The sequence below is a fragment of the Enterobacter sp. SLBN-59 genome (assembly GCF_024807915.1).
Lineage (GTDB): Bacteria > Pseudomonadota > Gammaproteobacteria > Enterobacterales > Enterobacteriaceae > Enterobacter > Enterobacter asburiae_B.
This window is the reverse complement of the sequence record NZ_JANUFI010000001.1, coordinates 2,707,200-2,732,797: the sequence shown is the minus strand read 5'-3', so window position 1 is coordinate 2,732,797 and position 25,598 is coordinate 2,707,200. Positions and strand designations below refer to the sequence as shown.

The 25,598-nt window shown below is 55.0% G+C and carries 29 protein-coding genes; 19 read left to right on the top strand and 10 right to left on the bottom strand.

Annotated elements, in window-relative coordinates; genetic code table 11:
* The first annotated feature begins 70 nt into the window (after nt 1-70).
* The 4 genes from M2422_RS13080 (at nt 71) to gntU (ending at nt 3,861) form a co-directional block, all read left to right on the top strand.
* The gene (locus M2422_RS13080) at nt 71-766 is read left to right on the top strand and encodes a pirin family protein (RefSeq protein WP_003861565.1); all 696 of its coding nucleotides are present in this window, start codon (nt 71-73) and stop codon (nt 764-766) included.
* Between the two features lie 101 nt (nt 767-867).
* Nucleotides 868-1,863 (top strand): gluconate operon transcriptional repressor GntR, encoded by a 996-nt coding sequence (gene gntR / locus M2422_RS13075; protein WP_064672992.1) that lies wholly within the window; start codon nt 868-870, stop codon nt 1,861-1,863.
* A gap of 126 nt (nt 1,864-1,989) precedes the next feature.
* The gene (gene gntK, locus M2422_RS13070) at nt 1,990-2,517 is read left to right on the top strand and encodes a gluconokinase (RefSeq protein WP_058842052.1); all 528 of its coding nucleotides are present in this window, start codon (nt 1,990-1,992) and stop codon (nt 2,515-2,517) included.
* Nucleotides 2,518-2,520: 3 nt separating this feature from the next.
* Nucleotides 2,521-3,861, top strand: a complete 1,341-nt coding sequence (gene gntU, locus M2422_RS13065; protein WP_023310036.1) for a gluconate transporter — start codon at nt 2,521-2,523, stop codon at nt 3,859-3,861.
* Nucleotides 3,862-3,980: 119 nt separating this feature from the next.
* Here the strand turns inward: gntU and plsB are convergent, their stop codons facing one another.
* On the bottom strand, nt 3,981-6,401 hold the full coding sequence (gene plsB / locus M2422_RS13060; protein ID WP_033144402.1) for a glycerol-3-phosphate 1-O-acyltransferase PlsB: 2,421 nt from the start codon (nt 6,399-6,401) through the stop codon (nt 3,981-3,983).
* Nucleotides 6,402-6,555: 154 nt separating this feature from the next.
* Between plsB and M2422_RS13055 the strand changes: the two genes are divergently transcribed.
* The 4 genes from M2422_RS13055 to M2422_RS13040 all read left to right on the top strand — a co-directional run bounded on the left by M2422_RS13055 (nt 6,556) and on the right by M2422_RS13040 (nt 9,372).
* Nucleotides 6,556-6,924: a diacylglycerol kinase gene (locus tag M2422_RS13055; protein WP_048980859.1), complete on the top strand. Its 369-nt coding sequence runs from the start codon at nt 6,556-6,558 to the stop codon at nt 6,922-6,924.
* Between the two features lie 108 nt (nt 6,925-7,032).
* Complete coding sequence (gene lexA, locus M2422_RS13050) at nt 7,033-7,641, top strand: transcriptional repressor LexA (RefSeq protein WP_023310039.1); 609 nt, start codon at nt 7,033-7,035, stop codon at nt 7,639-7,641.
* A 63-nt stretch (nt 7,642-7,704) separates the two neighbouring features.
* Complete coding sequence (gene dinF, locus M2422_RS13045; protein WP_064672991.1) at nt 7,705-9,042, top strand: MATE family efflux transporter DinF; 1,338 nt, start codon at nt 7,705-7,707, stop codon at nt 9,040-9,042.
* A gap of 120 nt (nt 9,043-9,162) precedes the next feature.
* Nucleotides 9,163-9,372, top strand: a complete 210-nt coding sequence (locus M2422_RS13040) for a CsbD family protein (RefSeq protein WP_014830284.1) — start codon at nt 9,163-9,165, stop codon at nt 9,370-9,372.
* 72 nt (nt 9,373-9,444) lie between these two features.
* On the opposite strand, the gene zur is transcribed toward M2422_RS13040, so the two are convergent.
* Nucleotides 9,445-9,957, bottom strand: coding sequence for a zinc uptake transcriptional repressor Zur (gene zur / locus M2422_RS13035; RefSeq protein ID WP_008503369.1), 513 nt, complete (start codon nt 9,955-9,957; stop codon nt 9,445-9,447).
* 115 nt (nt 9,958-10,072) lie between these two features.
* Here zur and M2422_RS13030 point away from each other — a divergent pair, with 115 nt between their 5' ends.
* The 4 genes from M2422_RS13030 (at nt 10,073) to pspG (ending at nt 13,501) form a co-directional block, all read left to right on the top strand.
* Nucleotides 10,073-10,561: a cupin domain-containing protein gene (locus M2422_RS13030; protein ID WP_023310041.1), complete on the top strand. Its 489-nt coding sequence runs from the start codon at nt 10,073-10,075 to the stop codon at nt 10,559-10,561.
* Nucleotides 10,562-10,733: 172 nt separating this feature from the next.
* On the top strand, nt 10,734-12,044 hold the full coding sequence (locus M2422_RS13025; RefSeq protein WP_064672990.1) for a conjugal transfer protein TraF: 1,311 nt from the start codon (nt 10,734-10,736) through the stop codon (nt 12,042-12,044).
* Between the two features lie 82 nt (nt 12,045-12,126).
* Nucleotides 12,127-13,122 carry a tRNA dihydrouridine(20/20a) synthase DusA gene (gene dusA, locus M2422_RS13020; RefSeq protein ID WP_064672989.1) on the top strand — a complete coding sequence of 332 codons (996 nt, stop codon included), beginning with the start codon at nt 12,127-12,129 and terminating at the stop codon, nt 13,120-13,122.
* Nucleotides 13,123-13,258: 136 nt separating this feature from the next.
* On the top strand, nt 13,259-13,501 hold the full coding sequence (gene pspG, locus M2422_RS13015; RefSeq protein WP_064672988.1) for an envelope stress response protein PspG: 243 nt from the start codon (nt 13,259-13,261) through the stop codon (nt 13,499-13,501).
* A 184-nt stretch (nt 13,502-13,685) separates the two neighbouring features.
* Here the strand turns inward: pspG and M2422_RS13010 are convergent, their stop codons facing one another.
* A complete protein-coding gene (locus M2422_RS13010; protein ID WP_064672987.1) occupies nt 13,686-14,669 on the bottom strand; it encodes a quinone oxidoreductase in 984 nt (327 codons plus the stop codon).
* A gap of 66 nt (nt 14,670-14,735) precedes the next feature.
* On the opposite strand from M2422_RS13010, the gene dnaB reads away from it, so the two are divergent.
* Together dnaB and alr are read left to right on the top strand one after the other, a co-directional pair.
* Complete coding sequence (dnaB, locus tag M2422_RS13005) at nt 14,736-16,148, top strand: replicative DNA helicase (RefSeq protein WP_023310046.1); 1,413 nt, start codon at nt 14,736-14,738, stop codon at nt 16,146-16,148.
* Nucleotides 16,149-16,164: 16 nt separating this feature from the next.
* Entirely contained in the window at nt 16,165-17,244 is a 1,080-nt protein-coding gene (gene alr, locus M2422_RS13000) for an alanine racemase (RefSeq protein ID WP_032662599.1), read from the top strand.
* Nucleotides 17,245-17,295: 51 nt separating this feature from the next.
* On the opposite strand, the gene M2422_RS12995 is transcribed toward alr, so the two are convergent.
* Entirely contained in the window at nt 17,296-18,426 is a 1,131-nt protein-coding gene (locus M2422_RS12995) for a hypothetical protein (protein WP_032662597.1), read from the bottom strand.
* Between the two features lie 317 nt (nt 18,427-18,743).
* On the opposite strand from M2422_RS12995, the gene M2422_RS12990 reads away from it, so the two are divergent.
* Complete coding sequence (locus tag M2422_RS12990) at nt 18,744-19,337, top strand: response regulator transcription factor (RefSeq protein ID WP_223862650.1); 594 nt, start codon at nt 18,744-18,746, stop codon at nt 19,335-19,337.
* An 85-nt stretch (nt 19,338-19,422) separates the two neighbouring features.
* On the opposite strand, the gene M2422_RS12985 is transcribed toward M2422_RS12990, so the two are convergent.
* The 6 genes from M2422_RS12985 to M2422_RS12960 all read right to left on the bottom strand — a co-directional run bounded on the left by M2422_RS12985 (nt 19,423) and on the right by M2422_RS12960 (nt 22,381).
* Nucleotides 19,423-19,713 carry a hypothetical protein gene (locus M2422_RS12985; RefSeq protein WP_032662594.1) on the bottom strand — a complete coding sequence of 97 codons (291 nt, stop codon included), beginning with the start codon at nt 19,711-19,713 and terminating at the stop codon, nt 19,423-19,425.
* Nucleotides 19,714-20,121, bottom strand: coding sequence for a hypothetical protein (locus M2422_RS12980; protein ID WP_033144411.1), 408 nt, complete (start codon nt 20,119-20,121; stop codon nt 19,714-19,716). It lies immediately after the preceding gene.
* A gap of 65 nt (nt 20,122-20,186) precedes the next feature.
* On the bottom strand, nt 20,187-20,669 hold the full coding sequence (locus M2422_RS12975) for a ribonuclease domain-containing protein (RefSeq protein WP_081273719.1): 483 nt from the start codon (nt 20,667-20,669) through the stop codon (nt 20,187-20,189).
* Nucleotides 20,670-20,687: 18 nt separating this feature from the next.
* A complete protein-coding gene (locus M2422_RS12970; protein ID WP_048976345.1) occupies nt 20,688-21,137 on the bottom strand; it encodes a lysozyme in 450 nt (149 codons plus the stop codon).
* Entirely contained in the window at nt 21,137-21,748 is a 612-nt protein-coding gene (locus tag M2422_RS12965) for a DUF2589 domain-containing protein (RefSeq protein ID WP_074399163.1), read from the bottom strand. The genes M2422_RS12970 and M2422_RS12965 overlap by 1 nt, the downstream gene beginning before the upstream one ends.
* 75 nt (nt 21,749-21,823) lie before the next feature.
* Nucleotides 21,824-22,381 carry a DUF2589 domain-containing protein gene (locus tag M2422_RS12960; RefSeq protein WP_023334176.1) on the bottom strand — a complete coding sequence of 186 codons (558 nt, stop codon included), beginning with the start codon at nt 22,379-22,381 and terminating at the stop codon, nt 21,824-21,826.
* A 206-nt stretch (nt 22,382-22,587) separates the two neighbouring features.
* Here M2422_RS12960 and tyrB point away from each other — a divergent pair, with 206 nt between their 5' ends.
* The 4 genes from tyrB (at nt 22,588) to M2422_RS12940 (ending at nt 25,598) form a co-directional block, all read left to right on the top strand.
* Entirely contained in the window at nt 22,588-23,781 is a 1,194-nt protein-coding gene (gene tyrB / locus M2422_RS12955; protein ID WP_064672985.1) for an aromatic amino acid transaminase, read from the top strand.
* A gap of 217 nt (nt 23,782-23,998) precedes the next feature.
* Nucleotides 23,999-24,712 (top strand): acid phosphatase AphA, encoded by a 714-nt coding sequence (gene aphA / locus M2422_RS12950; protein ID WP_032662578.1) that lies wholly within the window; start codon nt 23,999-24,001, stop codon nt 24,710-24,712.
* A gap of 113 nt (nt 24,713-24,825) precedes the next feature.
* Nucleotides 24,826-25,242, top strand: coding sequence for a secondary thiamine-phosphate synthase enzyme YjbQ (locus M2422_RS12945; RefSeq protein ID WP_023310052.1), 417 nt, complete (start codon nt 24,826-24,828; stop codon nt 25,240-25,242).
* Nucleotides 25,243-25,244: 2 nt separating this feature from the next.
* Nucleotides 25,245-25,598 carry an MmcQ/YjbR family DNA-binding protein gene (locus M2422_RS12940; RefSeq protein WP_023310053.1) on the top strand — a complete coding sequence of 118 codons (354 nt, stop codon included), beginning with the start codon at nt 25,245-25,247 and terminating at the stop codon, nt 25,596-25,598.

Below are 25,598 nucleotides of genomic sequence, written 5' to 3'. Positions count from 1 at the left end.
TTTCACCCTCTATGATCCCAGGCGGTTTGCGTCCACACTTACTCCATCGAAACGAACTGAGGGTGAAACAATGATCTACTTACGCAAAGCAAACGAACGTGGTCACGCGAATCATGGCTGGCTGGACTCATGGCATTCATTCTCGTTTGCCGACTACTACGACCCGAACTTCATGGGCTTCTCCGCACTGCGCGTGATTAACGACGACGTGATTGATGCAGGCCAGGGCTTCGGTACCCACCCGCACAAGGACATGGAAATCCTGACCTATGTGCTGGAAGGGGCGGTGGAACACCAGGACAGCATGGGCAACAAAGAGCAGGTTCCGGCGGGTGAGTTCCAGATTATGAGCGCGGGTACCGGGGTGCGTCACTCCGAGTACAACCCGAGCAAAACGGAAAAACTGCACCTGTATCAAATCTGGATCATTCCAGAAGAGACCGGCATCACGCCACGCTACGAACAGCGCCGCTTCGACGCGAAACAGGGCAAACAGCTGGTGCTGTCCCCGGATGCGCGTGAAGGTTCTCTGAAGGTGCATCAGGATATGGAGCTGTACCGCTGGGCGCTGGCGAAAGACGAACAGTCTGTGCACCAGATTGCCGCCAACCGCCGCGTCTGGATCCAGGTGGTGAAAGGTGAAGTGTCCATCAACGGCACCAAAGCGACAACCGCCGATGGCCTGGCCGTCTGGGATGAGCAGGCGCTCTCCGTGCATGCCGACAGCGAAAGTGAAATTCTGCTGTTTGACCTGCCGCCGGTGTAATAAATCATAAATAAATGCCCATCCTTCCCTTTGACAGGGGAAGGATGGGCTTTGTCCGTGATAAACTGAGCAAATCTCTCACTTCAAGATTTCTCAGGACGATGAAAAAGAAACGCCCCGTACTTCAGGATGTCGCCGATCGCGTCGGTGTGACCAAAATGACGGTTAGCCGTTTTTTACGTAACCCGGAACAGGTTTCCGTGGCGTTGCGTGGCAAGATTGCCGCGGCCCTTGATGAACTGGGTTATATCCCCAACCGCGCGCCCGATATTCTCTCCAATGCGACCAGCCGTGCGGTGGGCGTCCTGCTTCCTTCCCTGACCAACCAGGTTTTCGCCGAAGTTTTGCGAGGCATTGAAAGCGTCACCGATGTTTTTGGCTATCAGACCATGCTCGCCCACTACGGGTACAAGCCGGAACTGGAAGAGGAACGTCTTGAATCGATGCTTTCCTGGAACATCGACGGCCTGATTTTAACCGAACGTACCCACACTGCCCGCACGCTCAAAATGATTGAAGTGGCCGGTATCCCGGTGGTGGAGCTGATGGACAGTCAGTCGCCGTGCCTCGATATCGCCGTTGGGTTCGATAACTTCGAAGCGGCGCGCCAGATGACGGCGGCGATCATCGCTCGCGGTCATCGTCATATCGCCTATCTGGGTGCGCGTCTTGATGAACGTACTATCATCAAACAGAAGGGATACGAGCAGGCGATGCTCGACGCGAACCTAACCCCGTACAGCGTGATGGTGGAACAGTCCTCTTCCTATACGTCGGGTATTGAGCTGATGCGTCAGGCACGACGCGAGTATCCGCAACTGGACGGTATTTTCTGTACCAACGATGACCTTGCGGTTGGCGCGGCGTTTGAGTGTCAGCGTCTGGGGCTCAAGATCCCGGATGATATGGCAATTGCCGGTTTCCACGGCCACGACATCGGCCAGGTGATGGAGCCGCGTCTGGCGAGCGTCCTGACCCCGCGTGAACGTATGGGCCGCATTGGCGCAGAACGCCTGCTGGCGCGCATTCGTGGCGAGACGGTTACCCCAAAAATGTTAGATTTAGGTTTCACTTTGTCACCGGGTGGATCTATTTGAACTGACAAATTTGAAGTAGCTCACACTTATTCACTTCGCGCACGTTTGGATATTGCTTCTCTTTTGCCCCGGCAGGACAATGTTACCGATAACTGTTACCCGTAACAATTGACTGAGGGACACCCTTTGAGCACGACTAATCACGATCACCACGTCTACGTCCTGATGGGCGTTTCCGGTAGCGGGAAATCAGCCGTAGCCAGCGAAGTGGCGCATCAACTCCAGGCTGCGTTCCTTGATGGCGACTTCCTCCATCCGCGCAGCAACATCATGAAAATGGCGTCCGGCGAGCCGCTGAACGACGACGACCGCAAACCGTGGTTGCAGGCGCTGAATGACGCCGCGTTCGCCATGCAGCGCACCAACAAAGTCTCCCTGATCGTCTGCTCCGCGCTGAAAAAAACCTACCGCGACCTGCTGCGCGACGGTAACCCGAACCTCTCTTTCATCTACCTGAAAGGGGACTTCGAGGTGATTGAAAGCCGCCTGAAGGCGCGTAAAGGTCACTTCTTCAAAACCCAGATGCTGGTGACGCAGTTCGAAGCGCTGCAGGAGCCGGGTGATGATGAGAAAGACGTCTTAGTGGTTGATATCGATCAGTCACTGGAAGGTGTTGTTGCCAGCACCATCGAGGTCATTAATAAAAGGCAGTAAGTTTTGAGTACATTAACGCTAGTTTTGACAGCAGTGGGTTCCGTGTTGCTGCTGCTGTTTTTAGTGATGAAGGCGCGTATGCACGCTTTTGTCGCTTTGATGGTGGTTTCTATAGGTGCAGGTCTCTTTTCCGGTATGCCGCTCGACAAGATCGCCGCGACGATGGAAAAAGGGATGGGCGGCACGCTGGGCTTCCTGGCGATTGTGGTCGCCCTTGGCGCGATGTTTGGCAAGATTTTGCACGAGACGGGCGCGGTCGACCAGATTGCCGTCAAGATGCTGAAATCCTTTGGCCACAGCCGCGCGCACTACGCGATTGGTCTGGCTGGCCTGATTTGCGCGCTGCCGCTGTTCTTCGAAGTGGCCGTTGTGCTGCTGATAAGCGTCGCGTTCTCCATGGCGCGCCATACCGGCACTAACCTCGTGAAGCTGGTCATTCCGCTGTTTGCGGGCGTGGCGGCGGCCGCAGCGTTTCTGCTGCCTGGGCCTGCGCCGATGCTGCTGGCGTCCCAGATGCACGCTGACTTTGGCTGGATGATCCTGATTGGCCTGTGCGCGGCAATCCCGGGGATGATTATTGCCGGTCCGCTGTGGGGCAACTTCATCAGCCGTTACGTTGAGCTGCATATTCCGGACGACGTCACCGAGCCGCACCTGGGCGAGGGCAAAATGCCGTCCTTCGGCTTCAGCCTGTCGCTGATCCTGCTCCCGCTGGTTCTCGTGGGTCTGAAAACCATCGCCGCGCGCTTTGTGCCGGTGGGTTCCAGCGCCTACGAATGGTTCGAGTTCATCGGCCACCCGTTCACGGCGATCCTGGTGGCCTGTCTGGTGGCGATTTACGGCCTGGCGATGCGTCAGGGAATGCCGAAAGATCGGGTGATGGAGATCTGCGGTGCCGCGCTGCAGCCTGCGGGTATTATCCTGCTGGTGATCGGCGCTGGCGGCGTGTTCAAGCAGGTGCTGGTGGATTCCGGCGTGGGCCCGGCTCTGGGCGAAGCGCTGACCGGGATGGGCCTGCCGATTGCGGTCACCTGCTTCGTGCTGGCTGCGGCGGTGCGTATCATCCAGGGTTCCGCAACCGTGGCGTGCTTAACCGCCGTGGGTCTGGTGATGCCGGTGATTGAACAGCTGAACTACTCCGGTGCGCAGATGGCCGCGCTGTCTATCTGTATCGCGGGCGGTTCGATTGTGGTCTCTCACGTTAACGACGCGGGCTTCTGGCTGTTCGGGAAATTTACCGGCGCCACCGAAGCGCAAACCCTGAAAACCTGGACGCTGATGGAAACCATCCTTGGCACGACGGGCGCCATTGTCGGGATGATTGCTTTCACACTGCTGAGCTGAATGCGGTGATTTAACAAGGCTCAAAAATAAGGCCCGGTAGCGTTAACGCTTACCGGGCCTTTATATTATGCAGAACGCCAGGCCGGGTCAGGTGAAACCACCAACCCGGCTTTTTCACATCACTCGCCCTGCGTCGCGCTCTCGATCGTCAAACGCACATCCGACGTAATGAGTTCGGCCAGCATCTGGTACACCTTCAGCGTCTCTTCCGGCTCTGCATCGCCCGTATCGCTGATGTAGCCTTCATCACGCAGCGTCAGGACCAGAGAGCTGAAGACCGCTTTGTCGAAGAACTCAGGGGCGTTAATGCCGTGCAGAACGGACAGGCGCTGTGCCAGCGTCCGGCTCTCTTTCTCCAGCGTACCGCGGTTGATAGACGGGTTCGCACTCAGCAGCCAGAACGTAATGGCGTAGCGCTGCAGCGTTTCGCGCGCACCGGCCGCAAGCAGTTGCAGAGTTCGGGAACGCGACGGATTGATGTGCAGCTCGTCGTTTGAGACGGTGATCAGCCCCTGACGACGCAGCTCTTCCGTCAGTTTGTCCAGTTCGCCCGCCAGCTCGTCTTTGCTCCAGCGCAGGAACAGCTCCGCTTTCAGCATCGGATAGAGCGTCTCAACGTGACGCAATAGCTCCTGACGCGAAATACGGCGATGCTGGGTGATGATAGCCGCCATGAGCGACGGCAGCATCAGCATATGGGTGATGTTGTTGCGGTAGTAGGTCATCAGCACTGCCTGCTCGCGCGGCAGAATGATGATGTCGCCGATCGTGTCCTTTTCGACTTCAAACTTGTTCATCTGCAGTGCGTGATCGATAAGCTCACTGGCGGTAGCAGAAGGCACGGTTGAATCAACGGAATACGGCACGTTGCGCATCATGTCCAGATAGCAATCCAGCTGCTCCGTGAGCTGTTCGCGGGTCAGCGAGCGCTGACGTGAAGCCAGAAGCGCCGTACAGCACAGGTTCATGGCGTTAGCCGCACCGGCGTTGTTAATACGCACCATCAGCTCGGACGCGATGCCGTTGACCGTTGGCGTCAGCCAGGCCGGACGAATCGCTTCGATAGGATCGATGGACTCGCGCCACTCGGGAACGTGATGGTTCAGATACGTCATCAGCGGCATGGGTTCGCCGAAGTTCACGTAGCCCTGACCGAGATTGCGTAGCTTGCTCAAACCGCGCAGCATCTGCGGCAGGCTCTCTTTCTCTTTGGTCGCACCGCGCAGCTCTTTGGCGTACGTGCCCACTTCCATCACGTGCTCATAGCCAATGTAAATTGGCACCAGCGTGATTGGACGGGTTCCTCCGCGCAGCATCGCCTGAATGGTCATCGACAGCGTGCCGGTCTTCGGATCGAGCAGACGTCCGGTACGGGAACGACCGCCTTCCACGAAGTACTCCACGGAATAGCCGCGGCTGAACAGCTCGCCCAGATACTCGCGGAACACGGTGGAGTAGAGCTTGTTGCCCTTGAAGGTGCGACGGATAAAGAACGCGCCCAGGCGGCGGAAAATCGGACCTGCTGGCCAGAAATTCAGGTTGATACCGGCAGCAATGTGCGGCGGTACCAGCCCCTGGTGATAGAGCACGTAGGAAAGAAGCAGGTAGTCCATGTGGCTGCGGTGGCAGGGAACATAGACAATCTCATGGCCATCGTGCGCCAGCTGACGCACACGTTCGGCATTATGAACGTTGATGCCCTGATACAGGCGGTTCCAGGTAAAGCCGAGAATACGATCGGACAGGCGAATCATCTCGTAAGAGAAGTTCGCTGCAATCTCTTCCATCAGCGCAATGGCGTTCTGCTGGGCTTTCTCATGCGATATTTTCTTGCTGCGCGCTTCGTCTTCAACGGCGCGGGCAATCGCTTTGGAGGCCAAAAGCTTGTTGAACAGATCCTGACGCGCCGGGAGACGCGGCCCTACGGCAGCGAGGCGCTGGCGGGCGAAGTGCATACGCGCCACGCGCGCCAGTTTTTGCGCGATGATCTTGTCGGTACCGTGCTCGTCCGCCATACGACGCAGCGAAACGGAAGGGGAGAAACGCACAAAGCTGTCGCGTCCCAGCCAGGAGACCGCGAAGAACTTCTGGATGCCGTTAAGCATGCGCAGCGGCGGGTTCTCTTCACCTTTTTCACGGCCCGGACGACGACCAAACATCACCGACACCGGCACCATCTGCACATCCAGATCGGGGTTGCTGCGGTGCAGGTCGAGATAGTCGTGGAACAGCTTGATGGACTCTTCTTTTGGCGTGTAGTAGGTAAACACGCGCGGTCCACCGTGAATGAACACGTAGCGCGGCAGCAGCGTACCGTCAACTTCAAGCGGTTCAAGCGGGTCCGGTAAGTCATGCGCCAGACACTGGGCGCGCAGCGTCAGTAAGTCTGCCTTCGAGTTATAAGGCAAAACGTACATAATAGGACGCGACGTATCGAGCCCCAATTCCAGCGCGGGTTCTGCTGGGATAGACTTGCTTTTTACCAGGATGCTTAATGGTAAATTAAGTAATTTGTAGTAAATTCGTGGCCAGCCGGACATAAACGATGTAAAGCCTCTGGTTAATAATGCAATTGCGGCGCAAGGATAACAGAAAGCGCGCAAAATTTCTGTTGTTACCCGTCATACTTCAGGCTGTAGCGAAACGCGCTACAGTTCCTGTTACTGACGCTTTTTTTCATAAAAGGTTCTTTTAATGGCCAATAATACCACTGGGTTAACGCGTATCATCAAAGCCGCCGGCTATTCATGGAAAGGTTTCCGTGCCGCGTGGATCAACGAAGCCGCCTTTCGCCAGGAGGGCGTCGCCGCTATCATCGCGGTGATCATCGCCTCTTTCCTTGATGTTGATGCTATTACCCGCGTACTTCTAATCGGTTCCGTGCTTCTGGTGATGATAGTGGAAATTCTTAATAGCGCTATTGAAGCCGTTGTTGATCGCATTGGTTCAGATTTCCACGAGCTTTCTGGCCGCGCAAAAGACATGGGCTCTGCTGCCGTGTTGCTGGCGATTATCACTGCCGTTATCACCTGGGTCACGCTGCTTTGGTCACATTTCCGATGAGCCTCGAGGAATAATTAAGTCCCTGGTTTTTTGTGCAGTTTTTGGTTCCAAAATCGCCTTTGACTGTATATACTCACAGCATAACTGTATATACACCCAGGGGGCGGAATGAAAGCGTTAACGACCAGGCAGCAAGAGGTGTTTGATCTCATCCGGGATCATATCGGCCAGACGGGTATGCCACCCACGCGTGCGGAAATCGCGCAGCGTCTGGGCTTCCGTTCTCCGAATGCTGCCGAAGAACACCTGAAAGCGCTGGCGCGTAAAGGCGTGATTGAGATTGTTTCAGGCGCGTCACGTGGTATCCGCCTGCTGGTGGAAGAAGAGACGGGCATTCCGCTGATAGGCCGTGTTGCCGCCGGTGAGCCTTTACTGGCACAGCAGCATATTGAAGGCCACTACCAGGTCGATCCTGGCATGTTCAAACCGAGCGCTGATTTCCTGCTGCGCGTCAGCGGTATGTCGATGAAAGACATCGGTATTCTTGACGGCGATCTGCTTGCGGTGCACAAAACACAGGATGTGCGTAACGGTCAGGTGGTTGTCGCGCGCATAGATGATGAAGTTACCGTCAAGCGTCTGAAAAAACAGGGTAACACCGTTCAGCTACTGCCTGAAAACAACGAGTTCTCCCCGATTGTGGTCGATCTCCGCGAACACAACTTCTCTATCGAAGGACTGGCGGTTGGGGTCATTCGCAACGGCGAATGGCTGTAACCTCTTCCTGACAGGCTATGGCGCCGCTGTAGCCTGCTTCATTCTCCACTCCCGGTATTTTTCATGTCACTGCTGACGGAATCAGATAAGGCATTGTGGCGTCTTGCTCTGCCGATGATTTTCTCCAATATTACCGTTCCCTTGCTGGGTCTGGTCGATACTGCCGTTATTGGCCACCTTGATTCGCCTGTTTATCTTGGCGGCGTGGCGATTGGCGCGACGGCAACCAGCTTCCTGTTTATGCTGCTGCTGTTTTTGCGCATGAGCACCACCGGGCTCACGGCCCAGGCTTATGGTGCAAAAGATCCGCTGCGTCTGGCGCGCGCGCTGGTCCAGCCGCTGATCCTTGCGCTTGGCGCGGGAGTGTTAATCGTTTTATTACGTACGCCCCTGATCGACCTTGCGCTCCATGTTGTCGGCGGCAGCGAGGCGGTACTGGCTCAGGCGCGCCGTTTCCTTGAAATTCGCTGGCTCAGCGCGCCCGCCTCGCTGGCAAACCTGGTTCTGCTGGGGTGGCTACTGGGCGTGCAGTACGCCCGTGCGCCAGTGATTTTGCTGGTGGCAGGCAACCTTCTCAACATTGTGCTGGATGTCTGGCTGGTAATGGGCCTGCATATGAACGTGCGGGGCGCGGCGCTGGCGACGGCGATTGCCGAATACGGAACCTTGATTATCGGTCTGTGGATGGTCTGGCGCGTGCTGTCGATGCGCGGGATCTCCCTGGCGCTGCTCAAAACCGCATGGCGCGGCAATATCCGTAAGCTGCTGGCGCTCAATCGTGACATCATGCTGCGCTCGCTGCTGCTTCAGCTCTGCTTTGGCGCGCTGACGGTTTTCGGGGCCCGACTGGGGCCAGAAATCGTCGCGGTCAACGCGGTATTGATGACGCTGCTGACCTTTACCGCCTACGCGCTGGACGGATTTGCCTATGCGGTAGAAGCGCATTCCGGGCAGGCGTACGGGGCGCGCGAAAGCGGGCAGCTTAGGGACGTCTGGCGGGCAGCCTGCCGCCAGTCTGGGCTGGTGGCGCTGGCGTTCGGCCTGGTTTACGCCTGCTTTGGTGAGCAAATTGTCGCGTTGCTTACGTCTCTTCCTGCGCTGCGCGAGCTGGCGAGTCACTATCTCATCTGGCAAGTCATCTTACCGGTGGTCGGCGTCTGGTGTTATCTGCTGGACGGTATGTTCATTGGTGCGACGCGCGGAGCGGAAATGCGTAACAGCATGGCGGTCGCGGCGGCCGGGTTTGGTCTGACGCTGCTGACGCTTCCCTGGCTGGGTAATCACGGTTTGTGGCTGGCCCTGGCCGTTTTCCTCTCGCTGCGAGGGATATCGCTGGCTTTTATCTGGCACCGCCACTGGCAAAACAATACCTGGTTCCCTTCACGTCACGATATATCGTGACGGTTAAAGATTCCGAATATCAAATCAACTGCCGAATCCTTAACTACAATAATTATCACGTCCAGCAGAAAAGAACGTAACGGACGTTACGACCCGACGCTTAACTAAGAGGACACGATGATGAATAAAGACGAAATCGGCGGCAACTGGAAGCAGTTCAAAGGTAAAGCGAAAGAACAGTGGGGTAAGCTGACCGATGACGATATGACCGTCATTGAAGGTAAACGCGATCAGCTTGTCGGTAAAATCCAGGAGCGTTACGGCTACGCGAAAGACCAGGCGGAAAAAGAAGTGGGCGACTGGGAAAAACGCAACGACTACCGCTGGTAACCGGGCTATACCCGCAAGTACAAGGAAGTACACCCTGAGGGCGGCCATGAGCCGCCTTTGCTTTTACTACTGCTAACGCGGTTTTTTCTTCACAAGAATAGAGTGGTCGTGCTGACATGCGTCCTGATGGCGGCAGGCTTCCACTTCCACGCAGGCAGAGCACAGTCCGTGCGCTTCAATCACGTTATGACGCAGGGCAAAACCCATTTTCGCCGCCAGCGTATGCATAATATCTTCCACGCCTTCCGCAGCCTCTTCTTTCACCACGCCGCAGCGGTCGCAGATAAACATCGCCGATGTATGGGTGGGCTGATCGAACAGATGGCACAACACGTAGCTGTTTGTGGACTCAACTTTATGCACGAATCCTTGTTCCAGCAGGAAATCCAGGGCGCGATACACGGTCGGTGGTTTCGCCTGCGGCTCGCTTTCGCGGAGCAGGTCCAGCAGATCGTAAGCGCTGATGGCACCCTGCTGCAGGCTCATCAGACGTAAGACTTCAAGGCGCTGCGGAGTCAGGCGCACATTGCGTTGCGCACACAGCTTTTCGGCCTGCGCTAACAGCTCTTTTGTGGACTTATCCATTTAGCACCCCGGATGTTATAGGACGGAAAACCCTCACTTTATCATGTTCTGGTAAAAACGCCGAGATCCGCCAGTCTGTGCTATACCTGACCCATTGCAAACCGGGAAATAAACAATGAAAAAACCTGACTGTATTCGACATTGGCGCGACGTTGAAGGCGCGGATGATTCGACCTATCCAGATAGCGATGAGCGTTTTTCTATCGGCGCCCCGTTGGCTCGCAAGCTTGGGCTCGGGCGCATTGGTATCCATCACGAGCGTTTACCGCCCGGGCGCAGGACGTCCTATCCGCACGCGGAAAGCGATGAAGAAGAGTTCGTTTATGTGCTCGAAGGTCATCCAGAAGCGTGGATCAATGGCTATTTATGGAAACTTGAACCGGGCGACAGCGTGGGGTTTCCTGCCGGAACCGGTATTTGCCACACCTTTATCAACAACACGGACGAAGAGGTGCGGTTACTGGTCGTTGGCGAGGCCAACAAAAAGCACAACCGCATCTACTACCCGCTCAACCCTGTGTATGCCGCCACGCGTGAGGATCGCTGGGTAGACCACCCGCCCCAGTTTTTTGGACCGCATGATGGAAAACCTGGGAAAAAATAATTTCCTCTTCTATAAATATTGAGGGCCGTCACAAAATATAACAGGCCGTAAGGGAGTTTTACTTAGGGATAGAAATAGCGGGTCTTTTACTACTTATTCACAGCAATAGTTCGTTCCTGTTTGGGTGATAACAGACAGGGGTTATTTCATAACAGACTATAACGGGCATACTGTGAAAAAAAATTTTAAATTTTCGGTGGTTAGTATCGCTGTTTCCTTGTTTATGGCAAATCAGGCGGGAGCAGCCAATACCTGGACAGAATCACGTAGCGACGCAATGGGTGGCACTGGCGTTGCCTCCGGGAGCTATGGTAGCGGGGCGTTAATCAACCCCGCGTTGCTGGCAAAGGCAAAACCGGACGATGATGTGACGGTCATTTTGCCGTCCGTTGGCGTACAGGTGACGGATGAGGACAATCTGCAGGACGAGATTGATACCATCAACGACAAAATCAATCACTATAAGGATGTGGTTGATGACCTCACGCCAAGGGAGATCATCACCAATCCGTTAGGTTCCATTAATCAATTCCAGGGCGCGGCCAAAGATCTGGCCGATGAGCTGGACTATCTCAAGGGTAAAACCGCACGCGCGACGGCAGGTGCAGGGCTTGCCGTGAGTATCCCTAACGATGTGCTTTCCGTGGCCTTTATGGCGAAAGGCTACGCCCATGGCCGGGTAAGCTCGTCTATCGATCAGCAAGATATTGATTATCTGCGCGGTATTCAACAAAGCAAAGCGGTGGCTGCCGGTGTTGCCCTGGACGCTGCGCTGAACGGCACGGATCAGATCACTAAAAATCTCAACTCAACGGCGTCTGGCCGGGCAGCGATTGTGTCCGACTATGGTGTTGCCGTTGCCCGTCAGTTTGACCTCGGCGGCGTCCCGGTTTCCGTGGGGGTGACGCCAAAACTGCAAAAAACCTGGGTCTATAACTACACCACGTCAATCTACGATTACGACAGTAACAAGTGGAACGACAGCCGCTACCGCACGGACGACACGGGCTTTAACGTCGATGCCGGTATTGCGGCTGATTTCGGCGAACACTGGACGGTTGGCGTGAGCGGGCAAAACCTGATGTCGCGCGATATCGACACCAAAGATATCCGTATCCGCAACGGCCGGACGGGAGAAGTGGTGAGCTACAAAGACACCTACCAGATCCGTCCGCTGGTGACCGCCGGCGCCGCCTGGCATAACGACCTGGTGACGCTGACCGCCGATGGCGATCTGACGGAAACCAAAGGCTTCAAGAGCGAAGATACGTCGCAGTACGTGGGCGTCGGTGCTGAGGTTACGCCGCTCAGCTGGCTGGCGGTGCGTGCGGGTTATCGCGCGGACGTGAAGGGTAACGACAGCAATGTCTTTACCGGCGGTGTCGGCTTCGCGCCGTTCAGTACCGTTCATGTTGACCTGATGGGCCTGTACGGCGAGGACGAAACCTGGGGCGCCGGGGCTCAGCTGAGCATGACGTTCTAAAGTCCACCGGAGGCGCTGCGCCTCCGGCTTTTCTTTGTGCTATAGTAGCGCCCCTTTTCCACCAGATGCTTAAAACTTCGCCATGTCGTCAGAATTACAGACCGCTTTCCCTGCACACCGTTTCTCCATTGCGCCGATGCTCGACTGGACGGACAGACACTGTCGCTACTTCCTGCGCCAGCTCTCCCGCCATACGCTGCTGTACACCGAAATGGTGACCACGGGCGCAATCATTCACGGGAAGGGCGACTATCTGGCCTATAGCGAAGAAGAGCATCCGGTTGCCCTGCAGCTGGGCGGCAGCGATCCGGCCGCGCTGGCGCAGTGCGCGAAGCTGGCGGAAGAACGCGGCTACGACGAGATCAACCTGAACGTTGGCTGCCCGTCCGACCGCGTGCAGAACGGCATGTTTGGCGCCTGTCTGATGGGGAATGCACAGCTTGTAGCGGACTGTATCAAGGCGATGCGCGATGTGGTCTCCATTCCGGTCACGGTCAAAACCCGTATCGGCATTGACGACCAGGACAGCTACGAATTCCTGTGCGACTTCATCAACACGGTATCCGGGAAAGGCGAGTGCGAGATGTTCATCATCCACGCGCGAAAAGCCTGGCTCTCCGGCCTCAGCCCGAAAGAGAACCGCGAGATCCCGCCGCTGGACTATCCGCGCGTGTATCAACTGAAGCGTGACTTCCCGCACCTGACGATGTCCATCAACGGCGGCATCAAGTCGCTGGAAGAGGCCAAAGCGCATCTGGCGCATATGGATGGCGTGATGGTCGGCCGCGAGGCGTATCAGAATCCGGGCATTCTGGCGACGGTCGATCGCGAAATCTTTGGGATCGAAGGCGCGGACACCGATCCGGTTGCCGTCGTGCGTGCGATGTACCCTTACATTGAGCATGAGTTGAGCAATGGCACGTATCTCGGCCATATCACCCGCCATATGCTTGGCCTGTTCCAGGGTATTCCGGGCGCGCGTCAGTGGCGCCGCTACCTGAGCGAGAATGCGCATAAAGCCGGAGCCGATATTGAGGTGCTGGAACATGCGCTGCGACTGGTGGCGGACAAGCGATAACTTTCGCTAAAAGTTCGTCAAATTCACCACGCCCTGCGAACGTTCGCGGGGCGTTTTGCTTTAATAACAACAGGTTAATACTGGCATGATTCTTGTAATGCTTACTTCATTACTCGGGAACTCGTGGGAGATCACCATGCTGGAACTACTTTTTGTGATTGGCTTTTTTGTCATGCTGTTAGCGACAGGCGTTTCGCTGCTCTGCATTCTGGCGGCTATCGTGGTGGCGACGGTGGTCATGTTTATTGGCGGATTGTTTGCGCTGACGATCAAACTGTTGCCGTGGCTACTGCTGGCCATTGCGGTCGTGTGGGTGATTCGGGCGATTAAAGCGCCAAAAGTGCCCAGTTATCAGCGCAATAACCGCTTCCGTTACTAAGGTATTGAGGGGTTCGTCACATACTTGTAACTTTTCCGGCGGCATGGCTTAGAACAGAATAGGATTTAGTTATCGAATCTGTCACTATGACTGCCGTTAAAGAATTCATCGAGCTGTACCCTACATACAGCCGAACTAAAAAAAGAAAGGGCTTCCCACGGGAAGCCCAATTTCTTTTTGGGGCTCAGGGAATCAACAAGCTCGACCCCTGCGTCGCCCGGCTCTCCAGCACCTCATGCGCGCGCTGCGCATCGGTCAGCGCGAATTTCTGCGCATCTGCCACATCCACTTTGATGACGCCGCTGGCGATCAGCGAGAACAGCTCGTTGCTGGCTTCCTCAAGTTCTTCCCGGTTGGTGATGTATCCTTGCAGGGAAGGGCGAGTCACATACAGCGAACCTTTCTGATTCAGAATACCGAGGTTAACGCCGGTTACCGCGCCTGATGCATTGCCGAAGCTGACCATCAGACCACGGCGCTGCAGACAGTCCAGCGACGCTTCCCACGTGTCTTTCCCCACAGAGTCATACACCACGCGCACTTTTTTGCCGCTGGTGATCTCCTTCAGCCGCTCAACAATGCTCTCTTCACGGTAGTTAATCACCTGCCAGGCGCCCGCCTGCAGCGCGCGCTGCGCTTTTTGTGCATTTCCGACCGTGCCGATCAGCTTCGCGCCCAGCGCCTTTGCCCACTGACAAGCGATGAGCCCGACGCCACCCGCTGCGGCATGGAACAGGAACTGCTCGTCGGGCTTAATTTCATAGGTTTTGCGCAGCAGGTAGTAAACCGTCAGACCTTTCAGGAACGAGGCCGCCGCCTGCTCAAAGGAGATGGCGTTAGGCAGCAGGGCGGCTTTATCCGCCGGAACGTTGTGGACGGAGCTGTAAGCGCCCAGCGCAGACTGCGCGTACACCACGCGGTCGCCCTCTTTAATATGCTTAACCGCGCTGCCCACTTTGACGACGACCCCGGCTGCCTCAGTGCCCAGGCCGCTCGGCATTGACGGCGGCGGGTAGAGACCGCCGCGAATATAAGTGTCGATGTAGTTTATGCCTATGGCTTTGTTTTCAACTTGCACTTCGTTTTCGCCAGGCGCGTCAGGGGTGAACTCCACCGCTTTCAGTACGTCTGGCCCACCGTGTTTCTGGAATTCAATGCGCGTTGCCATGCTCCCTCCGTAAGAAAAATATGGTAATCTTTCGACCCACTCTTTATCTCGGTAACTCCATTCACTATGGCAGGAAACAAACCCTTCAACAAACAGACTGAACCTCGCGAGCGTGATTTCCAGGTCGCAGGGTTAAAGGTCCCGCCGCACTCGATTGAAGCGGAACAGTCGGTGTTGGGCGGTTTAATGCTGGATAACGAACGCTGGGACGACGTCGCCGAGCGCGTTGTGGCGGAAGATTTCTACACCCGCCCGCACCGCCACATCTTTACCGAAATGGCGCGTCTGCAGGAGTCGGGCAGCCCAATCGACCTGATCACGCTCGCGGAATCGCTGGAGCGCCTTGGTCAGCTCGACAGCTGCGGCGGGTTTGCCTATCTGGCGGAACTGTCAAAAAACACGCCTAGTGCGGCGAACATCAGCGCGTATGCCGATATCGTGCGCGAACGTGCCGTCGTCCGCGAGATGATTTCGGTGGCGAATGAGATCGCCGAAGCCGGTTTTGATCCACAGGGGCGTACCAGCGAAGACCTGCTCGATCTGGCTGAATCCCGCGTCTTTAAAATCGCCGAAAGCCGCGCCAATAAAGACGAAGGTCCAAAAAACATCGCCGATGTCCTCGACGCCACCGTTGCCCGTATCGAACAGCTGTTCCAGCAGCCGCACGACGGTGTGACCGGGGTAAACACCGGCTATGACGATTTGAACAAGAAAACCGCTGGTCTGCAGCCGTCGGATTTGATTATCGTCGCCGCGCGTCCGTCGATGGGTAAAACTACCTTTGCGATGAACCTCGTCGAAAACGCGGCGATGTTGCAGGATAAGCCGGTATTGATCTTCAGCCTTGAGATGCCCTCCGAGCAGATTATGATGCGTTCTCTGGCGTCGCTGTCGCGCGTGGATCAGACCCGCATTCGTACCGGCCAGCTCGATGATGAAGACTGGGCGCGCATTTCCGGCACCATGGGCATTCTGCTGGAAAAACGTAACATCTATATCGATGACTCCTCCGGCCTGACGCCGACGGAAGTGCGCTCCCGCGCGCGCCGTATCGCCCGTGAACACGGCGGCATCGGCCTCATCATGATCGACTACCTTCAGCTGATGCGCGTCCCGTCGCTTTCCGACAACCGTACGCTGGAAATTGCGGAGATTTCCCGCTCGCTCAAGGCGTTAGCCAAAGAGCTGCACGTACCGGTCGTTGCGCTGTCGCAGCTGAACCGCTCTCTGGAACAACGTGCCGACAAGCGCCCGGTCAACTCCGACCTCCGTGAATCCGGCTCCATCGAGCAGGATGCCGACTTAATCATGTTTATCTACCGTGATGAGGTTTATCACGAGAACAGCGACCTGAAAGGGATCGCCGAAATTATTATTGGTAAACAACGTAACGGCCCAATCGGGACGGTGCGTCTGACCTTTAACGGACAGTGGTCGCGTTTCGACAACTATGCCGGTCCTCAATATGATGATGAGTAATTTCTAAGGAATTCAAATGCAAGCGGCAACTGTTGTTATTAACCGCCGCGCTCTGCGACACAACCTGCAACGTCTGCGTGAACTGGCGCCTGCCAGCAAGCTCGTTGCAGTCGTGAAAGCGAACGCTTACGGACACGGTCTTCTTGAGACCGCGCGAACGCTCCCCGATGCCGACGCCTTTGGCGTCGCCCGTCTCGAAGAAGCCCTCCGCCTGCGCGCGGGCGGCATTACCCAACCCATTCTGCTCCTCGAAGGCTTTTTCGAAGCCAGCGATCTGCCGACCATTGCTGACCAGCATTTGCATACCGCGGTACATAACGAAGAACAGCTCGCCGCACTGGAAACCGCCGAGCTGAGCGAGCCGGTGACCGTCTGGATGAAGCTCGACACGGGCATGCACCGTCTGGGCGTGCGTCCGGAAAGCGCGGAAGCGTTTTATCAGCGTTTATGCCGGTGCAAAAACGTGCGTCAGCCGGTGAATATCGTCAGCCACTTCGCCCGTGCCGATGAGCCCGAGTGCGGTGCGACCGAGCGCCAACTGGATATCTTTAACACCTTCTGCGAAGGCAAGCCGGGGATGCGCTCGATTGCGGCATCCGGCGGTATTCTGCTGTGGCCGCAGTCGCATTTCGACTGGGCGCGACCGGGCATCATTCTCTACGGCGTGTCGCCGCTGGAGAACAAACCCTGGGGGCCGGACTTTGGCTTCCAGCCGGTCATGTCGCTGGTCTCTAACCTGATTGCCGTGCGTGACCATAAAGCGGGCGAGCCAGTGGGCTACGGCGGTACCTGGACCAGCGAGCGTGATACCCGTCTCGGCGTGGTGGCGATGGGCTATGGTGACGGCTATCCGCGCGCCGCGCCGTCGGGTACGCCGGTTCTGGTCAACGGTCGCGAGGTGAAGATCGTCGGCCGCGTGGCGATGGACATGATTTGTGTCGATCTGGGGCCTGAAGCCCAGGATAAGCCCGGCGACGATGTCGTGATGTGGGGTGAAGGTTTGCCCGTCGAACGCATTGCTGAAATTACGAAAGTGAGTGCTTACGAACTTATCACGCGCCTGACGTCAAGGGTTGCGATGAAGTACATCGACTGAGACTCGCAGATAGTCGTCCAACGGCATTAGCTGCCGTTGGACGCGTAACGCTTATTTCAACACGTTATAGATCGCCTGATTAGTCAAATAATCCGACGCGAGCCCTGACTCCGGACTGAAGCGCGAACCCTGGATGGATGAGAACCGTTTTCCAGTGCTGCCCAGTGAGACATAACGCTCCCCCCCATCGTTTTCCGAAATGGTGTACACCGTTTTCTGCATTTCGGCGAATAGCGGAGCGTTACGCTGAATGGCCTGATGCAATTCCAGCAGCTGCACTCCATCCAGATTGAGCTTTTTATCCAGCGTGACGCCCCATCTTTGCAGGCAAACTTCGGCGAAATGACGCACGATCGTGCCGGGCTCATGGACCACTTTTTCCCCGCTATTCCCATTGGCCGAAGCATTCCCTACCAGCGTAGCGTGGCGACCAGACATGGGATAAATATGGACTTTTGTCGCGCTATCGGTCTGCGGAATGACGCACGAGAAACCTTTTGACCGCTCATGTCTGGCATAGAAAGCCACATACTCCTTCACGTTGCTGCCCAGAGTGACTTTGTCCGCCTGGAAATTACCCATGCCCGGAACCGGATCGACCGCAAAAATATTCACCGGAATCGTCGTCAAAAGGGGGTCGGCCAGCATTGCATTGGCAAGCATATGGCAGCTAATTCCGCCCCGGCTCCACCCAACAAGGTTCACCTGAGTGGGCAGGATCTGACCCTGGCGGAAGGTTTTAATGATTTGCTGCTGCAGCGCCTGCTGGGTCACTTTACGATCGCCATAGTCATATTTGCGCCACCAAAATGAGCCGGTAACCTCAACGTCCTGAATCGGTACGCCCGCCTTTTTAAGCTGCTCATAGTTTTCTTTTGTGAGCTTCTCACGCTGCCAGTCAACGTGTCCTTTGATAATATTGATCGCATGCTGAACATTCTCATTCCAGCCGCTGCCCAGAAGCTGGGCGCGAAGCTGAGAATATTCTCCGCTTTTGACCCAAAGCTCATCGCTTTGTAGATTGCCGCTCCCCGGACCATCAAGAATGACCCATTCGGCGAACTCTTTACCCTTGTTATTGGCTGCCAGAGAAGAGATGAGCTCGCCGTTCCAGTAATTAGCATGAGACTCATCAAATTTATTAGATCCAGTACCACAGAAATACACTGTTAGTATTGTCATAAATGACCTCATTGAAATATTAATATGTAGGTGGATGGCACGCGTGCAGTAAAATAATAAGTGCCAGCAATATTTCTTGGAATATGCTATTGAGCCCAGGCTGTTTTTAATAACGATAAGATCGTTTTTAATTAAATATGGCTATGTCTAATGTGTAGTACTGCTTAACTTTTTGCTTTGGGTATATGACGTTTGCCTTATGCCGAATGCTGTTTTTACAGTTTTGTAATAGCACGCATACTTAATTTCGGAATAAGTTGGTTGAATAACCTAAGAAAATAGATTTCACACGGGGTTATGCTACGATGAATATATTAATGATCGATGAATTACCGATCTTCATTCACGGTATGAAAACAGAGCTGGAACGCGTCATGCCGGAATGCACTGTTTTTGCAGCGAACAACTTTGAAGATGCACACGCAATTTTAACCTCTATGCCGGTCAGCATTATTTTGCTGGATGGTGAAATGAAGTGCCGTGATTTTATCACTAATTTGATGACAAACTGGCCTGAGCTACCGATCGTGGTGATGTTACGAAAAACGACGGATAAGATATTCAACTTCTACATCCGCCAAAGCATTAAGGGCATTTTTACCAAGGATCTCCCCGCCGAGAAAATCAGCCAGATACTTTGCATGGTTTCCTCGGGGGTGGTCTGTTTTCCGGAGCAAGCCGTGGTCCAGCGAGAACAACCCACTGGCGGTTTGCCAATCTACTCCCTGAGTCGTCGGCAGAAGGAGGTTCTTAAGCTGCTGGCGAATGGGGGAACAAATAAGCAGATCAGCCGGCAATTGAATATCAGCGCAGGTACGGTCAAAGTGCATCTGGAATCCATCTTTCACCGACTACAGGTCAACAATCGGACGCAGGCCGCAATGCTCTATTTTAAATATATGTCTAATTAGCCGCTTTTCAGCAAAGCGAAAGGCTGCAGTCAAAATGCGTTAAAAGAAAAGCGCAACAGACAGACCTCTGTTGCGCTTTGTTTTTTTAACGGTACTGAGATTTGAAATAATATATCACCACCACCAGCGTTCCGAAGTCCTGCAATAGCCAGAATGGAAAGCTGTCACTCAGTATATCAGCACCGGTAAGAATAAATTTCATGTTTAAGCTGCTCTCACCAAAAAAACCAAAGGCGAGGGCGGCTAAGCCGATTTTACACATTACCGGCAGGGCATGGACTCTTCGGCTATAGGCGGCAAACAAAATCAGCAGCGATGTTATCAGGTCGACGAAGATAATAAAGGGAAGCACCCAGCCATTCATTATGTTAAGCATTTATTCTCCATCGGGCTTGTTGTGGGTTAAATCTGGCGGAGAAAGTGACTCATGTCTGACTTTACTTTTAATGACGCTTGCAACATCAAAAATATCGCGCTGCTCATGCCGGCGAAAAAAGTTTGCCAGCCAGACGATCAGGCCATTACTCATTGCCCCGAGGATATACCCTAAACCAAGCGTGATATCGGCCTGATTAAGGTCTATCTTTAACCAGCGGGCTGCTAATCCACCTAATGCGACGGCCGCGCCCATGCTGATTCCACCAAAAATAATGCCTGCCATAAATCGGCTGTGCTGGTGCAATCGCTGCGGTTGCCAGAAAAACGAGATACTGACGCCGCCAAATAAACCTGAAAAAGCCAGCAAGGCTTCACTGATGAGGGTCGGGAGATAGATGTCAGACATATGTTCATCCTCTGCAAGGATAAATCCCCTCGGAAAAGGGGACTTATTATCGTAACGGGCGCTTATTATTGGCAGGGATCCAGCTCAACAATATGCTGATACTTATCGGTCGTAATAAAGCGCTGCTGCCCTGACAGGCTGTAAATCAGACGCTTGGGAGAGCGATACCCCTTCACGACATCGACATCCGCGCTAAGCCAGGGCTGACTGGAAGGAAGAGCGCGATCGCTGTATTTATCGCCACCGATCCATTTTTGATTGGTGGGTTTAAGACCCCAAAGCGATTCGCTTTCACTTCCCGACCAGCCGAGGCGTTTGGCCTCATCCGAGGTAATATAGCGGTCGGGCAGGCGCCCAAAATTTTTTATATGACGAAGCGTTGTCGCCAGATCGGTCACGTTATTGACGGGCACCATACCCTGAGAAGATAAAAAGGCGTTGGCTTCCTTTATTTCCTCTTCGCAGGTTGGCATGGCGGCGGTTGCCTGTAACACGTTGAATAACGAAACAGACAGTACGGCCATTTTCACTATGTATAGTGGTTTCATTGTAATTTTCCTGTTGAATTAACTAAGAAATAGCTTCATTTCCGCCTCGCGGCGTCGGGTAAGCCCGGTCAAAACCTTACCACCTGCCTTATTCCAGCTTTTGAACTGCAGTGCGGCGCCCTGGATATCGCCTGCGTTGAATTTTTTGAGCAGCGTGGATTTCTTTAAATTGCCCACGCCAAGGTTGAAGGCGAACGAAACCAGCGCGTCGAATTGGTTCTGCGTCGAAGCGTTGTTCAGCAGTTTTTTCACGCCGTCCTCGGTGCGTTTCAGATCTTTGCGCAGCAGATCTTTGGCTTCACCGGTGGTAATTTTGGTGAGCTTTTCCATCTCCTCTTTGAGGATCAAATGGCCGTAGCCGATGGTCCATAAACCTACGGCATCGCGATAACGCTCCAGCCTCAGCCCTTCAAACTGGCAAATAAGCTGAATGCCCCTGTCACCTGTACGTTCTGGTTGTTTTTGCATTACGGAGTCTCCTCTGCTTTCGGGCGGGGAATCACCTTGTTGGTGTATTCGTCAATCAAACGCATGACGCTTTCCGGTGGCTCAAGTGCGGTAAATTGCATCTCTACATCGACGTGGCGGCTGTCACGCCCGCCTTTGTTATCGCTGGAAGGCGAAAGGCTGACGTGAAAGCGGCCAAATTCGTTTTCACCGGACTGTCGGGAAGGCGCCTGCATGCCTTCCGTACGGATCGTCAGGTTGACCTTCATCTTTTCCAGCATCAGCCCGCGCGGTGTCGAAAGCGCGACTAAGGGCAGGTCAAAGTAGTGCTTTTCATCCAGCGCCAGCTGTACCGTGCGTGGAATTAACGAACCGTCTTCTGCGGGTTCGAAAAAGGGATCCAGCGCCTTCATATACTGCTGAGCAATCAGTTCGTTGGCCGCAGTGGCCGCGTACTGCATCCCACGCGTGATATCTTCAAGCGAGATCGGCACGCCGGGAATATCGGCTGGAGGCGCTGGAGGCGCTGGAGGCGTGTTTTCTTGTACCGACGGCGTGCCTTGATCCTCTTTGTCCGCACTGTTTTCCGGCTCCTCATCCTTGCCGCCGCGCAGCCATTTTTTAAAAGACATATTTCGCTCCTGGAAAAAGGGCTACCCGGGTAGCCCTTGCGTTACGGAATCGCACGTATGTCGCGGCGTGGAAGATTATTGCGCGGCGACAGGCTTGGTTTTGGCGTTGGTCAGGTAATCAATCACGCGCTGCAGAGCTTCAGGTGGCTCCTGGCGTTTAATCTGGGTATGAATGGAATATTTCGCGCGTGTATCGGTCGAACGGGTCTGCTCCGATTTATGGGAGACCTTGCCGGTCATTTTCGCTTTGAAAACGCCCCAGCCGACGGACGCTTCTACGGAAGCCTCCGCTTCGGTGCTGCTGGAACTGGCTTCGCTCTGGCTCACTTCCAGCTCAAAGTCGATGGTACCGTCCTCGATACAGATGATGGGGTGGGTGACCGCCGCCAGGAGCGGAATACTCATCTTGCGAGTCACGCTGCCTTTATTGACCCCCTGTTCGTCTACCACGGTTTCGTCGTAATCGAACTCGATCGCGACAGCTTTGCCGTCTTTAATACAGACGGAGAGCAGGAAGTCGGTATAGGCCTTACTCGCCTGGACCTGTGCTTTGATCATCGCCTGCAGCGGACCGCCGATCATATGTTCCAGCGGCAGGGCGTTAATAACTGAACCAATAAATTGTGAATCCATGATGTGAACTCCTTGAATCAGTGAATGCGCGGTTGCGCAGGAGCCACATTACGGAAAGCGAGAAGGGGAAAATATTGGGTAAATGTCATGGCGAGAGGACGCAAAAAACCTATGCCGATCGCAGGATAATCTTAAGGGGTGGTGTTGAGTGATGTTCCGGTTTATTGTTGAAATCCCTGCCTCATCGAATTCCGGAGAACCATCGCGTGTTTCAGAAAGTTGACGCCTATGCCGGCGACCCTATCCTCTCCTTAATGGAGCGTTTCAAAGAAGATCCTCGCAGCGACAAAGTGAACCTCAGCATCGGTCTGTATTACAACGAGGATGGCATCATTCCTCAATTAAAAGCCGTTGCCGAAGCCGAAGCGCGTCTGAACGCTGTTCCACACGGTGCCTCTCTTTATCTGCCGATGGAAGGGTTAAACGCCTACCGCAACACCATCGCTCCGCTGTTATTCGGTGCCGATCACGCGGTGCTCGCGCAAAAACGCGTGGCGACCATCCAGACGCTGGGCGGCTCGGGTGCGCTGAAAGTGGGTGCAGACTTCCTGAAAAAATACTTCCCGGATTCAGGCATATGGGTCAGTGACCCGACGTGGGAAAACCACGTTGCGATCTTCGAGGGCGCAGGTTTCAACGTGGCGACCTATCCGTGGTTCGACGGTAAAACGAACGGCGTGCGCGTTGAAGCGCTGCTGGAAAAACTGAACACCCTGCCGGCGCGCAGCATTGTGCTGCTGCACCCATGCTGCCATAACCCGACCGGGGCAGATCTCACCAACGCCCAGTGGGATGCGGTGATTGAGGTACTGAAGGCCCGCGACCTGATTCCGTTCCTCGACATCGCCTACCAGGGCTTTGGCGCGGGTATGGAAGAAGATGCTTACGCCATCCGCGCCGTGGCCAGCGCCGGGCTGCCAGCGCTGGTCAGCAACTCCTTCTCTAAAATCTTCTCCCTGTATGGTGAACGCGTTGGCGGTCTGTCCGTGGTCTGTGAAGACGCCGAAGCGGCGGGTCGCGTCCTGGGCCAGCTGAAGGCGACGGTGCGCCGCATTTACTCCAGCCCGCCAAACTTTGGTGCGCAGGTGGTGGCGACGGTTCTCGGTGACGAACAGCTGAAAGCGTCCTGGCTTGCCGAAGTGGAAGCGATGCGTAAGCGCATCCTGTCCATGCGTCAGGAGCTGGTTAACGTGCTGAAAGAGGCCGTGCCGGGACATAACTTCGACTATCTGCTCAAGCAGCGTGGGATGTTCAGCTATACCGGTCTGAGCGCGGCGCAGGTCGATCGCCTGCGGGAAGAGTTCGGCGTCTACCTGATCGCCAGCGGCCGTATGTGCGTGGCGGGCCTGAATGCCAGCAACGTTCATCGCGTGGCGCAGGCGTTTGCTGCTGTAATGTAAGCACTTACCAACCGACCCTCTCCCCGTGGGAGAGGGCTGGGGTGAGGGTATCAGGCCGCACAAAAACGTTGCCCGGCATTCTGTGATCGTCTTCTTTTTATTCCGCTTCATAAGCAAAAACTCCTTCCCTTCACCTCCCGCTGGGGTTATGGTCGGATAGTTTTTTGACCATCCGCTCAAATTAAAACGATAACAAACTGAATATTCAGGGGAAAATATGCGCAAGATCACACTGGCGCTCAGCGCCGCCTGCTTATTGTTCTCGCTTAACAGCGCCGTCGTCGCGAGAGCTTCTGCCCCGACGCCGCTTTACACCGGCACCACCGCCGCCATTCTCGCCGAGCAGGCACCCATTCACTGGGTTTCAGTGGCCCAAATCGAAAACAGTCTGATCGGCCGCGCGCCAATGGCCGTGGGTTTTGACATTGACGATACCGTACTGTTCTCAAGCCCTGGCTTCTGGCGCGGGAAGAAAACGTATTCACCCGACAGCGAAGCGTATCTGAAGAACCCGGAATTCTGGGAAAAAATGAATAACGGCTGGGACGAATTCAGCATCCCGAAAGAGGTTGCCCGTGCGCTTATTGCCATGCACGTGAAGCGCGGCGACAGCATTTATTTTGTTACCGGCCGCAGCCAGACCAAAACCGAAACCGTCTCTAAAACGCTGCAGGATGATTTCCAGATCCCGGCGACCAGCATGAACCCGGTCATTTTTGCCGGTGACAAAGAGGGGCAAAACACCAAAACCCAGTGGCTGGAAAAGAAAAATATCAAAGTATTCTACGGCGATTCGGATAACGACATCACCGCCGCACATGACGTGGGGGCCCGAGGGATCAGGGTATTGCGCGCCTCTAACTCGACCTATCGACCGCTGCCGATGGCCGGAAAGTTTGGCGAAGAGGTAATCGTCAACTCGGAGTATTAAGTATCCGGCAGCGGGTTTGACTCTTTTTTAATCAAATCTCGCTGCTGCGGGTTTTACCTTTCGTCTTCTTGCTGCACACTTAGAAAGATTCATCTTTCATCACGGAGCAGCACATGTGGTACCAACAAACCCTGACCTTAAGCGCTAAACCACGCGGATTTCACCTGGTGACGGATGAAGTCATCGGGCAACTCCGCGATCTGTCGCGGGTGAAAACGGGTTTGTTGCATCTGCTGCTTCAGCACACGTCAGCCTCTCTCACGCTTAATGAAAATTGCGATCCCACCGTCAGGTCCGACATGGAGCACCATTTTCTGAAGAGTGTCCCGGACAACGCGCCTTACGAGCATGACTATGAGGGGGCGGACGATATGCCTTCGCATATTAAATCCTCCCTGCTGGGCGTATCGTTGATGCTGCCGGTTCACAACGGCCGACTGCTGTTGGGTACGTGGCAGGGGATCTGGCTGGGAGAGCATCGCATTCACGGTGGTTCGCGTAAAATTATCGCCACGCTACAAGGGGAATAAAGATGACAATTTCGGAGATACTTCAGTACTGCATGAGCAAGCCCGGCGCGGAGCAGAGCGTTCATAGCGACTGGAAAGCCACGCAGATTAAAGTGGGAGATGTCCTGTTTGCGATGGTGAAAGAGGTGGAAGGCCGTCCGGCTGCGTCGCTGAAAACCAGCCCTGAACTGGCGGATTTGCTACGCCAGCAGCATGATGACGTGAGGCCGAGCAAGCACCTCAATAAGGCGCACTGGAGCACCGTCTATCTGGATGGATCGATTCCTGGCTCGCAGATTTACTACCTGGTGGACGCGTCCTATCAGCAGGCGGTTGAGCTGCTGCCGGAAACCACCCGACAGCAACTCTCCGTGTGA

Excerpts from the sequence above, each read along its gene's own strand:
- M2422_RS12945 (WP_023310052.1), top strand. The coding sequence starts at position 24,826 with ATGTGGTACCAACAAACCCTGACCTTAAGCGCTAAACCACGCGGATTT.
- M2422_RS13040 (WP_014830284.1), top strand. The coding sequence starts at position 9,163 with ATGAATAAAGACGAAATCGGCGGCAACTGGAAGCAGTTCAAAGGTAAA.
- M2422_RS12940 (WP_023310053.1), top strand. The coding sequence starts at position 25,245 with ATGACAATTTCGGAGATACTTCAGTACTGCATGAGCAAGCCCGGCGCG.
- M2422_RS12995 (WP_032662597.1), bottom strand. The coding sequence starts at position 18,426 with ATGACAATACTAACAGTGTATTTCTGTGGTACTGGATCTAATAAATTT.
- aphA (WP_032662578.1), top strand. The coding sequence starts at position 23,999 with ATGCGCAAGATCACACTGGCGCTCAGCGCCGCCTGCTTATTGTTCTCG.
- M2422_RS13010 (WP_064672987.1), bottom strand. The coding sequence starts at position 14,669 with ATGGCAACGCGCATTGAATTCCAGAAACACGGTGGGCCAGACGTACTG.
- M2422_RS12960 (WP_023334176.1), bottom strand. The coding sequence starts at position 22,381 with ATGGATTCACAATTTATTGGTTCAGTTATTAACGCCCTGCCGCTGGAA.
- gntR (WP_064672992.1), top strand. The coding sequence starts at position 868 with ATGAAAAAGAAACGCCCCGTACTTCAGGATGTCGCCGATCGCGTCGGT.
- M2422_RS12980 (WP_033144411.1), bottom strand. The coding sequence starts at position 20,121 with ATGTCTGACATCTATCTCCCGACCCTCATCAGTGAAGCCTTGCTGGCT.
- M2422_RS12985 (WP_032662594.1), bottom strand. The coding sequence starts at position 19,713 with ATGCTTAACATAATGAATGGCTGGGTGCTTCCCTTTATTATCTTCGTC.
- M2422_RS13055 (WP_048980859.1), top strand. The coding sequence starts at position 6,556 with ATGGCCAATAATACCACTGGGTTAACGCGTATCATCAAAGCCGCCGGC.
- pspG (WP_064672988.1), top strand. The coding sequence starts at position 13,259 with ATGCTGGAACTACTTTTTGTGATTGGCTTTTTTGTCATGCTGTTAGCG.
- alr (WP_032662599.1), top strand. The coding sequence starts at position 16,165 with ATGCAAGCGGCAACTGTTGTTATTAACCGCCGCGCTCTGCGACACAAC.
- M2422_RS12965 (WP_074399163.1), bottom strand. The coding sequence starts at position 21,748 with ATGTCTTTTAAAAAATGGCTGCGCGGCGGCAAGGATGAGGAGCCGGAA.
- M2422_RS13080 (WP_003861565.1), top strand. The coding sequence starts at position 71 with ATGATCTACTTACGCAAAGCAAACGAACGTGGTCACGCGAATCATGGC.
- M2422_RS12975 (WP_081273719.1), bottom strand. The coding sequence starts at position 20,669 with ATGAAACCACTATACATAGTGAAAATGGCCGTACTGTCTGTTTCGTTA.
- plsB (WP_033144402.1), bottom strand. The coding sequence starts at position 6,401 with ATGTCCGGCTGGCCACGAATTTACTACAAATTACTTAATTTACCATTA.
- dinF (WP_064672991.1), top strand. The coding sequence starts at position 7,705 with ATGTCACTGCTGACGGAATCAGATAAGGCATTGTGGCGTCTTGCTCTG.
- M2422_RS12970 (WP_048976345.1), bottom strand. The coding sequence starts at position 21,137 with ATGCAAAAACAACCAGAACGTACAGGTGACAGGGGCATTCAGCTTATT.
- lexA (WP_023310039.1), top strand. The coding sequence starts at position 7,033 with ATGAAAGCGTTAACGACCAGGCAGCAAGAGGTGTTTGATCTCATCCGG.
- M2422_RS12990 (WP_223862650.1), top strand. The coding sequence starts at position 18,744 with ATGATCGATGAATTACCGATCTTCATTCACGGTATGAAAACAGAGCTG.
- M2422_RS13030 (WP_023310041.1), top strand. The coding sequence starts at position 10,073 with ATGAAAAAACCTGACTGTATTCGACATTGGCGCGACGTTGAAGGCGCG.
- dnaB (WP_023310046.1), top strand. The coding sequence starts at position 14,736 with ATGGCAGGAAACAAACCCTTCAACAAACAGACTGAACCTCGCGAGCGT.
- dusA (WP_064672989.1), top strand. The coding sequence starts at position 12,127 with ATGTCGTCAGAATTACAGACCGCTTTCCCTGCACACCGTTTCTCCATT.
- zur (WP_008503369.1), bottom strand. The coding sequence starts at position 9,957 with ATGGATAAGTCCACAAAAGAGCTGTTAGCGCAGGCCGAAAAGCTGTGT.